The sequence below is a fragment of the Dorea sp. MB18-49 genome (assembly GCF_023669465.1).
Classification (GTDB): Bacteria; Bacillota; Clostridia; order Lachnospirales; family Lachnospiraceae; genus Dorea_A; species Dorea_A longicatena.
The window spans coordinates 1-16,457 of the sequence record NZ_JAMOYX010000056.1 but is presented as its reverse complement, the minus strand read 5'-3'; the positions used below and the strand labels follow the sequence as shown (position 1 = coordinate 16,457).

Annotated in this window: 14 protein-coding genes; 1 reads left to right on the top strand and 13 read right to left on the bottom strand. The window is 42.1% G+C overall.

The window, feature by feature from the left end; all coding sequences use genetic code 11:
• Nucleotides 1–302: 302 nt before the first annotated feature.
• From NCY30_RS13150 to NCY30_RS13105, 10 genes are all read right to left on the bottom strand, one after another.
• Nucleotides 303–494 carry a hypothetical protein gene (locus NCY30_RS13150; protein ID WP_022414942.1) on the bottom strand — a complete coding sequence of 64 codons (192 nt, stop codon included), beginning with the start codon at nt 492–494 and terminating at the stop codon, nt 303–305.
• Nucleotides 495–695: 201 nt separating this feature from the next.
• A complete protein-coding gene (locus NCY30_RS13145) occupies nt 696–1,943 on the bottom strand; it encodes a chitobiase/beta-hexosaminidase C-terminal domain-containing protein (protein ID WP_055193895.1) in 1,248 nt (415 codons plus the stop codon).
• A gap of 33 nt (nt 1,944–1,976) precedes the next feature.
• The gene (locus tag NCY30_RS13140) at nt 1,977–4,496 is read right to left on the bottom strand and encodes an FtsK/SpoIIIE family DNA translocase (protein WP_250818801.1); all 2,520 of its coding nucleotides are present in this window, start codon (nt 4,494–4,496) and stop codon (nt 1,977–1,979) included.
• 63 nt (nt 4,497–4,559) lie between these two features.
• Entirely contained in the window at nt 4,560–5,270 is a 711-nt protein-coding gene (locus NCY30_RS13135; protein WP_022414945.1) for a ClpP family protease, read from the bottom strand.
• 47 nt (nt 5,271–5,317) lie between these two features.
• Nucleotides 5,318–6,049, bottom strand: a complete 732-nt coding sequence (locus NCY30_RS13130) for a YebC/PmpR family DNA-binding transcriptional regulator (RefSeq protein ID WP_022414946.1) — start codon at nt 6,047–6,049, stop codon at nt 5,318–5,320.
• 74 nt (nt 6,050–6,123) lie between these two features.
• The gene (locus NCY30_RS13125; protein ID WP_006426658.1) at nt 6,124–6,915 is read right to left on the bottom strand and encodes a hemolysin family protein; all 792 of its coding nucleotides are present in this window, start codon (nt 6,913–6,915) and stop codon (nt 6,124–6,126) included.
• A 25-nt stretch (nt 6,916–6,940) separates the two neighbouring features.
• Nucleotides 6,941–7,288, bottom strand: coding sequence for a type II toxin-antitoxin system PemK/MazF family toxin (locus tag NCY30_RS13120; protein WP_022414948.1), 348 nt, complete (start codon nt 7,286–7,288; stop codon nt 6,941–6,943).
• 123 nt (nt 7,289–7,411) lie between these two features.
• Nucleotides 7,412–8,575 carry an alanine racemase gene (gene alr, locus NCY30_RS13115; RefSeq protein ID WP_022414949.1) on the bottom strand — a complete coding sequence of 388 codons (1,164 nt, stop codon included), beginning with the start codon at nt 8,573–8,575 and terminating at the stop codon, nt 7,412–7,414.
• A gap of 2 nt (nt 8,576–8,577) precedes the next feature.
• Nucleotides 8,578–10,080 (bottom strand): NAD(P)H-hydrate dehydratase, encoded by a 1,503-nt coding sequence (locus tag NCY30_RS13110; RefSeq protein ID WP_250818800.1) that lies wholly within the window; start codon nt 10,078–10,080, stop codon nt 8,578–8,580.
• 101 nt (nt 10,081–10,181) lie between these two features.
• Complete coding sequence (locus NCY30_RS13105) at nt 10,182–10,823, bottom strand: redox-sensing transcriptional repressor Rex (protein ID WP_044919602.1); 642 nt, start codon at nt 10,821–10,823, stop codon at nt 10,182–10,184.
• Nucleotides 10,824–10,988: 165 nt separating this feature from the next.
• Between NCY30_RS13105 and abc-f the strand changes: the two genes are divergently transcribed.
• Nucleotides 10,989–12,923 carry a ribosomal protection-like ABC-F family protein gene (abc-f, locus tag NCY30_RS13100; protein WP_173817903.1) on the top strand — a complete coding sequence of 645 codons (1,935 nt, stop codon included), beginning with the start codon at nt 10,989–10,991 and terminating at the stop codon, nt 12,921–12,923.
• A 112-nt stretch (nt 12,924–13,035) separates the two neighbouring features.
• On the opposite strand, the gene NCY30_RS13095 is transcribed toward abc-f, so the two are convergent.
• Genes NCY30_RS13095 through NCY30_RS13085 form a run of 3 tightly spaced genes read right to left on the bottom strand, consistent with a single transcriptional unit; the run spans nt 13,036 to nt 16,334 of the window.
• The gene (locus NCY30_RS13095) at nt 13,036–14,235 is read right to left on the bottom strand and encodes an NADP-dependent isocitrate dehydrogenase (protein WP_173817904.1); all 1,200 of its coding nucleotides are present in this window, start codon (nt 14,233–14,235) and stop codon (nt 13,036–13,038) included.
• A 39-nt stretch (nt 14,236–14,274) separates the two neighbouring features.
• Complete coding sequence (locus NCY30_RS13090) at nt 14,275–14,928, bottom strand: GntR family transcriptional regulator (protein WP_006426665.1); 654 nt, start codon at nt 14,926–14,928, stop codon at nt 14,275–14,277.
• Between the two features lie 14 nt (nt 14,929–14,942).
• Nucleotides 14,943–16,334, bottom strand: a complete 1,392-nt coding sequence (locus tag NCY30_RS13085; protein WP_055181058.1) for a hypothetical protein — start codon at nt 16,332–16,334, stop codon at nt 14,943–14,945.
• Nucleotides 16,335–16,457 lie beyond the last annotated feature (123 nt).

The window sequence follows — 16,457 nt, the reverse complement described above, 5'->3', positions numbered from 1 at the left end:
GTACTACTAAGGAATTTATTTTTCAAGTGGTTGAAATGTTAAATTTGTGTTTTTTTCTACTTCCCCAGTTGAAATTCATTTATTTGTATGTATTTTTTACAAAAATTCAAAATATGCAGAGCCGATCACAGTATTAATTTTTCTTTTATGCATTTGAAGCTTGTTAAAAACATTACACAATTCGACTTATACTTCTCTTGCATACTTTGACGTCTACAGAACCTGAAATCGGAAGCATCTTTTGAACGCATAACGATAAAAACGATCAGACATATCTTCCGGAATATATCTGACCGCTTTTATTATTTTGCAAGTTCTTTTATTATATTTTCTACTTCAGAAATATCAATTTCCAGCATTTCCGCAATTTGTTCGATTGAGAATTTATTAGACAACTTTCTCATAAGTTCTTGCTTCTCTTCTAATTTTCCTTCTAATCTTCCTTCTGCAATACCTTCCTGTTTTATAAGTATCTTTTCTTCCCACGACTGCATATATTTCACCTCTGTCTTTTCACTTGCTTTGATCTGACAAATCCGTCTATGCATCTTTTGAATTCGTTCACTTTTACAGACTTCTGACACTTCATCCGTACTATGTTCCATATACTTCAAAAGTTCTATCAATTCTGGTGACACCAGCTCAAAACTTCATTCAATAAATTGAAATCAACAACTCCCGGTGGCATATCGATCTTAATTCAATACATAATTTCTGGTCGTAATTCCGCTCACTCTTCCCTTGGCATTGACCAATACTGCCTTAAAGATGGTCTCTCCTTCCGGCATCTCTACCGGTCCGGTGTACTTCGTAGAAGAAGTCGTCGGTTCTGATTTATCTGTCGTATAATACGCCGTATATCCATCCGGTACTTTAATCTCAATCTCCTGAGCAGTGCTGTACTGTCCGGTTGACGGGGACACTGCCGGTGCATCTTCGATCGGAAGTTCAACGGTATATGATTTTTTCACCGGAAGGCTTGGAATGCCCGCCTTATTTACTGCTATTGCATAGATCGTTGTGTCTCCCTCTTCAATCTGAATCGGACTATTGTACTTATGGCTGCCTGTGGTTGGCTTCTTCTTGTTCTTCGTATAATATATCTTATTTCCCGATTCTGCCGTCAGTTTTAACTGCTGAACATCATCATAATCCTCACCGTCATCCAGACTGAATTTCGGAGTCTTCACTACATATTCCGGTAATTCATCTGTGATCGTCGAAGTCGCATTATCCAGAAGCTCCGGAATCTTCTCGTTCTGATCAGAACGGATATAGAATTTGATGCACGCACGATATAATTCGATATTATCTTCCTGTTTTTTCAGTGCATCCGAGAACAGACGCTCTGCTTTTTCTGTATTATCCTGTGCCTGATAAACTTTTGAAAGGCCTGTGTATGCTTCCGGTCTGGTGTCATCTTTTGCCATGGCATTTCTGAAGCAGTCTTCTGCCTCTGTATAATCATTTCTTTCGAGTGCTTTATTTCCCTTGTTGACCGCACCGATATATGATGTCATATAAGCAAATATTCCAACAATTCCTATGATAAGTAACAGGGACAATGCGAGAAGCAGTGCACGCTTTTTCTTTTTTTTGCGAAGTGCTTTTTGTCTTGCACGCTCACGGTTACGGCGTCTGCGTTCATCCTCATTCATCTGTCTGCTTCTGTTTCTTGTATTATTTCTTGCCACACCTGTACTGCGTCTTTCATTTCCTCTACGGCTGCCGGTTGTAGATCTTCCAGCTGCATCTCTGTTACGTGAAGGCCGGGAATAATACATCTCATCCTCATAGCCATCACTGTCTATTGCACCTTTTATCTGTGCTGTAAGCATATCATCTAATGGGTTGTAGTCCGGAACAATGCGGACCTCTTTTCCACAATGTCTGCAATACAATTCCCCTTCAGGTATTCTCTGACCACAATACCTACATCTCATCTTATGCCATCCTCCTACTGTGAATTCTATCTCTTATCCATTCTTCTCATTCAAATATTGTTCAAATTCTTCCGAAGACATCAGAACTTTTCGAGGTTTTGTTCCTTCCTCCGGTCCTACGGCGCCTGCCTCACATAACTGATCCATGATTCTTGCAGCTCTGTTAAACCCTATCTTAAAAGCTCGCTGGAGCATTCCGATAGATGCTTTTTCCTTCTCAATGATCAGTCTTCCGGCATCTGCAAAATATGCATCATTTTCATTACCTTCACTTCCGCCGGATCCTGATGCCGGATTTCCGGTAGGAATGGTATTCATATGCGTCTCTATATCCTGATTGTATGTAACATCGCCGTTATGTTCACGCAGATATTCTACTACCTGCTGTACTTCCTTATCTGTAACAAATGATCCCTGTACTCTGGCCGGTTTCTGATATCCTGACGGATAAAAAAGCATATCTCCTTTTCCCAGAAGCTTCTCTGCACCGTTCATATCTATAATCGTCCGGGAATCTACACCGGATGATACTGAGAATGCGATTCTCGAAGGCATATTCGCCTTGATAAGTCCGGTGATAACGTTAACTGACGGTCTCTGTGTCGCAAGCACCAGGTGGATCCCTGCGGCTCTCGCAAGCTGTGCCAGACGGCAGATTGCTTCCTCTACATCTCCCGGAGCTACCATCATCAAATCCGCAAGCTCATCAACAATAATAATGATCTGTGGCATAGGCTCCAGTTTATCGCCTTCTTCGGTCTGGACTCCAAGACTTTTGATCTTTTCGTTATATCCTTTCATATCTCTGACATTATATTTGGCAAATGCCTGATAACGTCTTGACATCTCTCCCACTGCCCAGTTCAGTGCGCCTGCCGCTTTTTTCGGATCAGTGACTACCGGAATCAGAAGGTGTGGAATACCATTATACACACTCAATTCTACAACCTTCGGATCGATCATGATCAGTTTTACTTCATTAGGGTCTGCCTTATATAAGACACTCATGATCAACGTATTGATACATACGGATTTACCAGATCCGGTAGCGCCGGCGATCAGTACGTGCGGCATCTTGGCAATATCTGCTACCACAGTCTTTCCGCCGATGTCCTTTCCTACTGCGAAAGATATCTTGGAAGAACTGTTCTTAAATTCCGGCGATTCCAGAAGATCACGGAGCATGACTGCACTGTTTTCTTTGTTCGGTACTTCAATCCCTACTGCCGCTTTTCCCGGAATCGGAGCCTCAATACGGATATCTGCCGCTGCAAGATTCAGTTTGATATCATCGGCAAGACCTACGATCTTACTGACTTTGACTCCCATTTCAGGCTGTAATTCATATCTTGTAACCGAAGGTCCACAGCTTACATTGGTAATGGTAACTTTTACCCCAAAGTTCTCGAGTGTCTGCTGCAGCTTCATAGCGGTCTCTCTTAAATGCGCATCTGATTCTCCTCCGCCGCGTTTTCCTCTCTGAAGCAGAGATAACGGCGGATACTGATACTCTTTTTTCGGCTTTACAGAATCTGCGGCAACGCTTGCAGCAACATCTGCTACTTCATCTGCCATTCCTGCCGCCCCCATCTTCGGATTCTTACGTCTTGCAGGTTTTTCCTGTGTCTTTGGATCATTTTCAGATTCCGAAGTCTTCTGTTCCGGTTCATTCGTCATGTCTTCTTTTCCATAATCTGCCGGCTCAGGATCCGCACGGTGTATGATAAATTCCGGTTTCTCCGGTCCTTTTGCTGTCTTTGGATCGATTGGAAGTTCTCTTACTTCCGGAGATTTCTTAGCGATAGACGTATCGAAAGATACTCCTTCCACATGCTTGTCTCTCCGCCTGTGCATGCTGCTGTCTGCCGCAGCCGCAGCACGTTCCTTTTCACGTTGTTCACGCTGTTCCATGCGTTCACGTTTTCTGACTTCTGCATGCTCTTTATGTCTTCTTGCATCTTCTTTTGCCCTTGCATATGCTTTATCACTGCCGGCCTTCACACCTTTTAATGCAGACTTTCCTGTAATGATCACCAGACAGATGATCATAAGGATCACTGTGACAACATATGTTCCGGCTACACCGATTGCCGGCGTTAATACAGATGCCAGTCCCTTTCCGATCTTTCCGCCAAGTTCGTCCACGAGCTGCAGCAAAATTTCAGCAAGGAACAGCAAAAGCACTGCAATTACTGTCTTCATGTAAGCATACCGGTTGCCTTTATTAGACACCTGAAAAGATACCAGACCAAACAAAACGAATGGAATGATATAGGCCACGGCCCCAAATATCTCCCACAAAACTCCGGATACGGCATCTCCTAAAAATCCTGCAACACCAAAATTACTGATCAGAAGAATGATACTGACCGCAAGTGTTATCCATATCAGGATTTCATCCATCAGAAAACTATTACCGGACTTTGTGGTTCTGGTAGATCTGGTTGTTTTTTTTGTATTTTTCTTTGTTGTTTTTTTATTAGAAGTCGACTTTTTTGAAGTCGTACCTGTTTTTTTTCTGTTCGTCTTACTCTTTGTAGACTTCGCCGTCATGAAAACTCCCCCTTATGATGGCAATACTAATTATAATTATAGCATTTAGGGGAATTGCTGTCATTACACATTTTCGTTCTTTTTTTGATTTCTGTCACTGATCATTTCGTGCAATTTATTCAATGCATCACTTAACCCGCCTACAGCATCAATGAGTCCTTCTCTTACAGCATCCTTTCCTTCCAGAAGTGTCCCAACATCTTTGACCAGCTCTGTAGGGTTTAACATTAACTCTTCGATCCGCTCCTGCTTCATAGAAGAATGTTCTGACAAAAATCTTGTGATCCGGTCCTGTGTACGTATCATGTTATCGAGACTTTGCTGAACTCCGATAAACATCCCGTTAGACCGCACCGGATGTATCACCATTGTTCCGCTTGGCACGATAAATGAATAGTCGGCCGACACTGCCAGTGGTCCGCCAATCGAATGACTGCCGCCAAGCACCAGGGATACTGTAGGTTTACTCAAAGAAGCGATCATTTCTGCAATCGAAAGTCCCGCCTCTACATCTCCCCCAAGTGTATTCAGAAGAATCAGAAGACCATCAATCTTACTGCTGTCTTCGACTTCGGCCAGCATAGGAAGCAGATGTTCATACTTTGTGGCCTTTGTATTCCCGGATACCGCTTCATGTCCTTCAATTTCACCCACTATCGTAAGAAGTTTGATTCTGTGGTTGTCCCGGCTTCCTTCAAGATTCGCACTACCGGTTTCTTTTAATTCTTCTGTCGGCTCTGCACTTTTTTCTTTTTCTTTTTTCTCTTCGCTCATAAAAACACCTCCATACTTTTTATTAGTATGGAGGTGTTGCATACATTTTATTCATCCCAGTTGTGATATACATCCTGAACATCATCGTCATCATCCAGCATATCCAGCGTCTTCTGGATATTGGCAATGTCTTTTGGATCTGTCAGTTCTACATATGTCTGAGGGATCATTGTTACTTCTGCGGATGCCATCGGGATTCCTGCTTCTTCCATTGCAAGACGTACCGCACTGAAATCATCAGGATCTGTCAGTACTTCAAAGCTGTCTTCTTCTTCTACAAAGTCCTCTGCTCCTGCATCCAGTACCTGCATCATCAGTTCATCTGCATCGCCTTCATATTCTTCTTTGTCAATCACGATCTGACCTTTCTTGTCGAACATGAATGATACACATCCAGGTGTTCCTACGTTACCGCTTCCCTTTGTGAATGCATTCTTTACATTAGATGCTGTACGGTTCTTGTTATCTGTAAGAGTTTCTACGATGATAGCTGTACCGTTCGGTCCGTATCCTTCATATGTAATGTGCTCATAGTTTGCTGCACTCATATCTCCGGATGCACGTTTGATATTTCTTTCAATTGTATCGTTTGGCATGTTGTTGGATTTTGCTTTTGCGATTACATCTCTCAATCTGCTGTTATTAGAAGGATCTGAACTTCCGCCTTCTTTTACTGCTACTGCAATCTCTTTACCGATCTTTGTAAAGATCTTTCCTTTGGCAGCATCATTTTTCTCTTTCTTATGCTTAATATTGGCAAATTTTGAATGTCCTGACATGTCTTTTACCTCTCTTTATCTATTTTGTTTTATCTTTTATAAAAATTGTATTATTACACACTTTATCTATTCTATCACGCTTCGGGCAGTTTTTCAATCTTAACTGTCTGAATTATATTATTATCTACCTGTAAAACGGTAAAACGATATCCTTCATAGTCTACTACGCACTTTTCATCTTCACCCGGAATGTGTTCCAATTCATCAATCAGAAAACCATTTAACGTCTCATAATCTTCTTTGTCGAATGTAACAGGAATGAGATCCTCCAGATCCTCAAGCTCTGTCAGGCCATTTGCGATCATGCTTCCGTCATTCTGCTTCTGGATCATCTCATCTTCTTCATCATATTCATCCAGGATATTTCCGACGATCTCTTCCAGAATATCCTCCATAGCAACAAGTCCGGACGTCTGGCCGTATTCATCCAGAACAATCACCATATGATTCTTTGTGGACTGCATCTCTTTAAATAAAGTATCGATGCTTTTGGTTTCAGGAATATATGTAACCGGACGGAGATATTCTTTCAATTCTTTCACCGGACAGCCTCTCTTTGATTCATCCAGATAACCGGATGTTGCATCTCTTAAATGGATAATACCTATGATCTCGTCAATATCCTCCTGATATACCGGGAACCTTGAAAATCTTTCATCCAGCATGAATTTTAATGCTTCTTCCAGAGACCAGTCTCCGTCAATTGCAACAATGTTCTTACGGTGGGTCATAATGTCTTTCGCATCTTTATCCATATAGCGGAAAATATTGCGGATCAGTGCTGCAGCTTCTTTCTGCATCTCTTCATCCATTTCATCTTCATGAAATATCTGTTTCATTCGTTGGAACAAACTTCCCTCTTCCATAATTAATTATCCTTAACTCCTTCTTCTATGTATGAAGCTCGAAACTGATTCGGATCGCCTCATCTACTTTGTTCATTATCTCTTCATCCAGATGACATACCAGATCTCTAAGTCTTTGTTTGTCGATCGTGCGGATCTGTTCCAGTAAAACCACTGAATTCTTTACAATATGATATCTTCTTGCATCGATTTCTACATGCGTTGGCAGTTTGGCCTTATTCATCCGGGATGTGATAGCGGCACAGATAACAGTTGGACTGTGTCTGTTTCCCACATCATTCTGAATGATCAGAACCGGACGGATTCCTCCCTGTTCCGATCCCACCACCGGACTTAAATCTGCATAATAGATATCTCCTCGTTTCACCTGCACTTTGCTTCACACTCCGATTCTTAAGATATACTAAGTATTTCCTTTTTTCTCAGATGTATTCTGCAAAGTTTTACGATATCTACAGAACCTGCCACCGGCAGCTTCTGTACGAATGCACGGCAATTAAAAACTGTCTACCTGTTCTACGACTTCTCCGTGGCGGATATATTCTCTTGGAATACGTTTGTTCAATACACACACGAATTCATAATTAAATCTTCCGGAAAGTTCTCCCAGCGTATCAACTGACAGGAACTCCTTTCCGTCACGTCCGAATATTACAACTTTATCTCCGAATTCCACGTCCTCGATAGCTGTCACATCAACCATGAACTGATCCATACATACACGTCCGATGATCGGTGCTTTCTGCCCATGGATCAGCACATATCCTTTATTAGACAGACTTCTTGGATATCCGTCTCCATAACCGACCGGAATCGTAGCCACTTTTGTCGGACGGGTTGTAACATACGTTCCGCCATAGCTTACAGGCTTTCCTTCTGTCAGCCATTTTACATGGGCAACATGACTGATAAGTTCCATTGCCGGTTTTAACGGAACCCGTTCTTTCTCTACTTCATCTGACGGATACATGCCATATGTAGTGATACCCGCACGTACAATATCCATATTCGCTTCTTTCAGATCAATGATACCTGCGCTGTTGGAGCAATGATAATACTGGAACGTAACACCTCTTTTTTTCAGTTCTTCTTTCATCCAGAGATATTTATCAAGCTGCTCATTGGTAAATGTCTTATCTGCTTCATCAGACTTGGAAAAATGTGTAAACATTCCTTCCATTACCAGGTTCGGCAGTTTACTGATCTTTGCGATTTCTTCGGCATTCTCCTCTGTAATCTGGAATCCCAGTCTTGCCATTCCAGTGTCAAGCTTAATATGTACATAGACTTTACAGCCCATGGCTTCTGCAAGCTCTGACACTTCTTTTGCCATCTCATAACTATAGACAGTCATACGTACTTCATTGCGGATCATCGTATCCCACTGATCCGGGAAAATGCATCCAAGAACCAATACCGGTTTCTTCAAACATGCATCTTTTAATAAAATAGCTTCATCCAGCGTAGCTACTGCATAACCCCAGATATAATCCTTGGGTTCCAGAAGCTTTGCAATCTGAACGGCACCATGTCCATAACCATCCATCTTGATGACTGCCATCATCTGTGTATCTTTCTGAATATTTTTCTTCATCATCTCTATATTATATTCAACCGCATCTAAATCGACTCTGGCTAAAACTCTTGTATAATGTTTCACTGCTATTCATCCTCCAGTTTCATTAATGCTTTACTGATATATTCTATCAGATCTCTTGCCATTACACTATATACGCCTTTTTCAAATTTTGCAAGGTCACCGGCCAAACCATGTACATATGTACCTAATCTGGCTGCTTTTTTCGTATCTTTTTCCTGCACCATAAAGCCTGCGATCACACCGGCCAGCACATCTCCCGAACCGGCTTTTGCCATCGCACTGTTCCCGGTAAGATTCAGGCAGATTTCATTTGCCTTATCTGCGATCAGTGTTCTGGAATCTTTTAATACACAGGTTACCTGATATCCGTCAGCGAATTTCTTCAGGATCTGTATCCGGTCTTCTCTAAGATCTTCCACAGGGATGCCTGTAAGTCTAGACATCTCTTTCATATGCGGCGTAAATATGAACTTCCGGTCTGCCAGCCGATCAAGAAGATCTTTGTTATCTGACAGAAGATTTAACCCGTCTGCATCAATCAGGCATGGAACATCCACGTACTCTATAACCGTCCGCAATAACTTCTCCGATGTTGTACTTCTTCCAATGCCGGAACCAATACACACACCGTCTGCCCACTTAAGAAGCTTTAGTACTTCTTCTTTATTAAATTCATCATAAGCCGTTATGATTGCTTCCGGCAGAAGTGTCTGCAATATCTCGCGGTTGTCCTTTGGTGTATAGATTCTGACAAGCCCGGCTCCTGTCATATAAGCCGCATGGGCATTCAGATATGCTGCACCTGCCATACCCTTACTTCCAGCGATCACAAGAAGCCTTCCATAACTTCCCTTATTAGAATCTTCCGGTCTTTCCGGAAGCATTCTACGATATTCTTCTCTTCCAAAAGAATGAATCACATCTGCATCCTGTAATAACGGCTCATGCGAAATGCCAATCTCTGCTACTGTTACTCTTCCTGCATATGCTCTGCCCTGCGCCAGTTCAAGGCCGATCTTTTTCACCTCGAATGTCACTGTATCATCTGCGTGGAATGCACAACCAAGCACACATCCCGTAGAGGCTGAAAGTCCTGATGGGATATCTACTGCAAATTTTGTACCCTGCATCTGATTCATACGTTCAATCACCTGACGATATGTACCTTCAATCTTACGGCTCAGTCCGACTCCGAACACGGCATCTATCACTATGCTGTAGCTGTTATCCTGCGGGATATCTTCTGTGATCTTACCACCACATTCTTTAAGACGTCTTATCTGTTCCCGTGTCTCCGGTGTACAATGCTCTGGATTGCCGACCAGATAAGTATCCACAGAACACCCCATATTCTTCAAGATCCTGGCGATGGCAAATCCATCTCCGCCATTATTCCCTGATCCACATACCACACAGACAGAAGAAAGATCCAGATTCTCACTTTGCATCGTCTGTACACAGGCATTTGCTGCACGCTCCATTAATTCCAGTGATGCAATGCCCAGTTCCTGAATCGCGTACTGATCGGCAGCCTTCATCTGTGCAGCATTAACCAGAAGTTTCATATATTTATTCATCTCCCATCAGATATATCTCTGCAACAAAAGAACGTGTAAAAATATGTCCGTATTCCAGACTACTCCTACACGCTTTCTTGTATTATAGTTTATTTATGGTCCTCTTTGTAACGACTGATATTGTATGACAACTGCATCAGACTTTCTGACAGATGCACATTCTCAACAACAACATTATCCGGAAGGTTCAAATCTGTATGTGCAAAGTTCCAGATCGCACGTACTCCGTTCTCAACCAGCATATTCGCAACTTCAATTGCTTTCTCTTTCGGAATCGTCAGAACTGCAATATCAATCTCATTATTCTGAACAAACGTTTTCAGATCATCCATCATACGGATCGGAACTCCACGGATGGATACTCCCTGAAGTCTTGGATTCACATCAAAGATTCCTTTCAGAATGAATCCACGGTTCTCGAAGGCTGCATAATTAGCCAGTGCCTGCCCAAGATTACCTGCACCAATGATAATAATATTGTGGTCTTCTTCCAATCCTAATATCTTTCCAATCTCTGTGTATAAATACTTAACGTTATAACCGTATCCCTGCTGTCCGAATCCTCCGAAATTATTAAGATCCTGACGGATCTGGGATGCTGTTACTTTCATCCGCTTACTCAGATCGTTCGAAGAAATCCGCTCTACACCATTTTCCAACAGTTCGCCCAAATATCTGTAATACCTCGGCAATCTTCTTATGACCGCACGAGAAATCTCTCTTTCTTCCAATGTTTTCACCCTTCCAATCATAGTCTGAAATAATTATATAAAATTGAAAGATTATTGTCAAACTATTGTTGAATTTTATGCAATTTCCGTTATAATAAAGTAGCATGTGTAAATGCATTTTGAGAATACCAACGTATCAATTATCCATAACTCAGGAGGAAATATATGATATTAGCATGTCACGGGATCCAGAAATCTTTCGGTGAACACCTCATCGTCAGAGATGGATCCTTCCATATAGAAGATCACGAAAAAGCAGCTCTTGTCGGACCGAACGGTGCCGGTAAGTCCACTCTGCTCAAAATGATTGTAGGCGAATTAGCCCCGGATGACGGCAACGTCATCCTGACAAAAGGTAAGACACTTGGCTATCTTGCCCAGCATCAAGAGATGCAAAGCGGTAATACGATCTATGAAGAAGTCCGCACCGCAAAGGCCGATATAATCGCTATGGAGCGCCGTATCCGCGAGATCGAGATGGAACTTAAGCATCTCTCCGGTGACGCCCTGAACGACCGTCTGGAAACTTACAACCGCCTTACGGCCACTTTCGAACGTGAGAACGGCTATTCTTGCAAAAGTGAGATCACCGGTGTGTTAAAGGGACTTGGATTTACGGAAAATGATTTCACCAAACCCGTCGACACTCTCTCCGGAGGACAGAAAACCCGTGTATCTCTCGGCAAGCTTCTGTTAACGAAACCAGACATTTTGCTTCTTGATGAGCCAACCAACCATCTAGATCTGAATTCAATTGCATGGCTTGAAACCTATCTTCTAAACTATCAGGGAGCTGTGCTGATCGTGTCTCATGACCGTTATTTTTTGAACAAAGTTGTCACGAAAGTTCTTGAAATCGAGCTTGGAGAACTTCGTACTTATATGGGAAATTACAGCGACTATGCAGCAAAGAAGCAGCAGCTTCGCGACATACGCCTGAAGGAATATCTTAACCAGCAGCAGGAAATCAAGCATCAGGAAGCGGTTATCGAAAAGCTTCGTTCTTTCAACCGCGAAAAATCCATCAAACGTGCCGAAAGCCGCGAAAAGATGTTGGAAAAAATGCAGACCATCGAAAAACCGATAGAAGTTAATACAGATATACATCTGAAACTGGAACCATCCTGTGTAAGTGGCAATGATGTTCTGACTATTGAACATTTAAGCAAATCTTTCCCCGGACAGGAACTTTTTACAGACGTTAATCTCGAGATCAAACGTGGTGAACATGTCGCAGTAATCGGTGATAACGGAACAGGAAAGACTACGCTTCTTAAGATCTTAAACCGAGTGGTATCTGCTGATTCCGGTACTTATACACTTGGCTCCAATGTTAAGATTGGCTACTACGATCAGGAACATCATGTCCTTCATATGGAGAAAACAATTTTTGACGAGATTTCCGATGATTATCCGACTCTTACGAATACGGAAATCCGGAATGTGCTTGCAGCATTTCTTTTTACCGGTGATGATGTCTTCAAACAGATCAGTTCTTTGAGCGGTGGGGAACGCGGACGTGTATCTCTCGCAAAACTGATGCTCTCTGAAGCGAATTTCCTGATCCTCGACGAGCCGACCAACCACTTGGACATCGCATCCAAAGAAATCCTTGAGAATGCTTTGAATGATTATACCGGCACTGTACTTTATGTCTCTCATGACCGTTATTTCATCAATCAGACTGCATCACGGATTCTGGATCTTGTCAATCATACATTTGTAAATTATATCGGAAATTATGACTATTATCTGGAGAAAAAAGAAGAACTCACTACTGCATATGCCGGAGTAGCTTCTACATCTTCATCCGTTTCAGATAACAGTACAGACAAGAATGTATCCGAGTCAAAACTCAGCTGGCAGGAGCAAAAGGAAGCCCAGGCAAGACTTCGCAAACGTCAGAATGAGCTAAAAAAGACTGAAGAACGTATCAGCGAACTGGAAGGCCGTGACGGTGAGATCGATGCCCTGATGGTTCAGGAAGAGATTTTCACCAACTCTGTAAAATGCCAGGAACTCGCAAAAGAAAAAGCCGCAATAGCGGAAGAATTAGAAGAATTATACATGAAATGGGAGGAATTAGCGGAAGACGCTTAAACGCCTGATTTGCAACTTTTTAGCCCGCTCCAGAAAGCTTCTGGGGCGGGCTTTTATATTGCCATGCATTCGTAAGGAGCTGCCGGTGGCAGGTCCTGTAGATATATATTATCTATTTTAATTTTTCAGCAATTGCCTTAATAAATCCTTCGCTGTTCAATACGGTTGGATTTTCCAGTGTCGTGATCAATGCCAGATCTTTCGTCATCTTACCTTCTTCAATGGTATCAATGGTTGCTTTTTCAAGCTTATCTGCGAATGCTGCCAATTCGGCATTTCCATCCATCTCACCACGTTTTCTAAGAGCACCTGTCCATGCAAAAATTGTAGCTACAGAGTTTGTAGAAGTCTCTTCCTCTTTCAGATGCTTGTAATAATGACGTTGTACAGTTCCATGAGCTGCCTCATATTCATAATTTCCATCCGGTGATACCAGAACAGATGTCATCATTGCAAGAGAACCAAATGCGGAAGAAACCATATCACTCATTACATCTCCGTCATAGTTCTTACATGCCCAGATATATCCGCCTTCTGATTTCATAACTCTTGCAACCGCATCATCGATCAAAGTATAGAAATATGTAATTCCGGCTTCTTTGAACTTCTCGGCATAATCTTTGTCAAAGATTTCCTGGAAAATATCTTTGAATGTATGGTCATACTTCTTAGAGATCGTATCTTTTGTTGCGAACCACAGATCCTGCTTTGTATCCAATGCATAATTAAAGCAGCTTCTCGCAAAGCTTTCAATAGATCCGCATAAGTTATGCATTCCCTGTGCAACACCCGGTCCTGCATAGTTGTGTACCAGTTCTCTGGTCTCTGTGCCGTCTTCTGCCGTGTATACCAGTTCTACTTTTCCAGGTCCAGGAATCTTCATCTCTGTATTTTTATATACATCTCCATATGCATGTCTTGCAATAGTGATTGGTTTTTTCCAGTTTTTTACACATGGCTCAATGCCTTTTACAACAATCGGTGCACGAAATACAGTTCCGTCAAGTATTGCACGGATCGTTCCGTTCGGACTCTTCCACATTTCTTTCAGATCATACTCTTTCATACGTGCCGCATTCGGTGTGATTGTTGCACATTTTACTGCAACTTTATATTTCTTGGTTGCATTAGCAGCATCGATTGTTACCTGATCATCTGTCTCATTTCTATGTTCCAGACCCAGATCATAATATTCTGTGTTCAGTTCAATATATGGCTCCAGAAGATCTTCTTTGATCATCTTCCAGAGAATTCTTGTCATCTCGTCTCCGTCCATCTCTACAATCGGTGTTGTCATTTTAATTTTTGCCATGGTATTTGTCTCCTTTCTATCTGTTCGCGGCATCTTTTATTATTCTTCCAGATGCAGATTTTCCATCACGTGTAATATATGTTCATTTGCAAGCTGTTCTGCTTTTGCCGCATCTTTTGCCTTGATTGCTTCCAGGATTTCTCTGTGTTCTTCTATTGATTTCTCGGCACGCTCCGGTGCTTCAATAGACATCGTCCTGGCAAGCTGTACATACTTGTGAAAATCTGTTAATACATGTTCCAGGATCCTGCTGTTGGATGCCTCATACAATATCTTATGAAACTTACCATCCATTTCTGACATCTGTTCAATCTGTCCGGATCCCTTCTTATGCAAATGAAATTCTGACAGAAGAATCACTTCTTCCAGTTCTTCAATCTGCGCATCCGTAATATATTTCGTTGCCCAGTTGGCACACAGCCCTTCCAGTTGCGAACGTATCTTATAGATATCTTTCACATCTTTTCTGGTAATGGCTGTCACATACGCACCTTTATTCGGAATGATCGTAACCAGTCCTTCTAACTCCAATTGTCTTAAGGCTTCTCTTACCGGTGTTCTGCTTACCCCCAGTTCTTCACCGATTGTTACTTCCCTTAATTCTTCATGATTTTTATATACCCCATTCAGAATATCTTCCCGCAGATGCCGGAACACTCTTCCTCGTAAGGATCTGTCCTGATATTCTTCCATTAAAAACACCTCTGCTATATCAATTCCACACCAAGTCTCTTGCAGTTTTCGTCGATAACTCTGATCAACTCATCGTCTGTAAGAACGGTTACTCGTCCTTCTTCATACTGCTTATCTACCCATTCTTTTACAGAACTTACAAGTTCTGAGTTCTTATCTACTTTCTTGTCCTCCGGCAGCTTAAAATATGTATTGATCCAGTGTGCAATACCTGCAAGTCCGGATGTGTTAGATATTGCAACAAGCGGAGGACGGTTCAGGAATTTTCCGGTATCAAATACGTTGTAGATCTCTTCATTCTTCAATAAACCATCTGCATGGATTCCAGCCCTTGTTACATTAAAGTTCTTACCAACAAAAGGTGTTCTTGAAGGAATATGATATCCGATCTCTTTCTCATAATAATCTGCAAGCTCTGTGATAACTGTTGTATCCATCCCATCCAGTGTGCCACGAAGCTGTGCATATTCGAACACCATCGCTTCCAGTGGTGTATTACCGGTACGCTCTCCGATTCCAAAAAGTGAACAGTTCACACCGCACGCACCATAAAGCCATGCTGTCGATGAATTGCTGACTGCCTTATAGAAATCATTATGTCCGTGAAATTCGATCAGTTCGCTTGGAACACCGGCATGTACTCTGAGTCCATAGATGATTCCCGGAATAGATCTTGGTATTACAGCTCCCGGATAGTTGACCCCGTATCCCATGGTATCACAGACACGGATCTTGACCGGAATCTTATACTCATCCATCAGTTTCATAAGTTCCAGACAGAATGGAATGACGAATCCATAGATGTCGGAACGTGTGATATCTTCCAGATGACATCTCGGGCTGATTCCTGTCTCAAGACATTCTCTTACGATAGACAGATAATGTTCCATTGCCTCACGTCTTGTCATCTTTAGTTTATAGAATATATGATAGTCCGAACAGCTTACCAGAATACCAGTCTCTTTCATTCCGATCTCTTTCACCAGTTCGAAATCTTTCTTGCTCGCACGGATCCAGCTTGTTATCTCCGGGAATTTATAATCCTTTTCCATGCATTTGTAGACTGCGTCTCTGTCCTTTTTACTATAGAGGAAGAATTCACACTGTCTGATCTTTCCCTTCGGACCACCCAGACGATGAAAATAATCATATAATGTTACGATCTGCTCAGTACTGTACGGGGCACGTGATTGTTGGCCATCTCTGAATGTTGTATCTGTGATCCAGATCTCATCCGGCATACAATGCGGAACAATTCGGTCATTGAATGCGATTTTCGGAATCTCGTCATAATGGAACAGATTACGAAATACATTCGGTGTCTTCACATCCACCAACGGGTACATGTGCTCTTCCAGTTGCAATAAATTTGTATGATCATCCAGGTATACTTTCCTGTTTTCCATTTTCCATCGCCTGCGTGGTCCGAAGGGAAAGATCAGACAGTGTGAATTCTTCCTCTATAGTAAAAAGGACAGAGACGCAGTCTACAAATGCATGGAAAAGGATTATAAATTCCCGGAGATAAC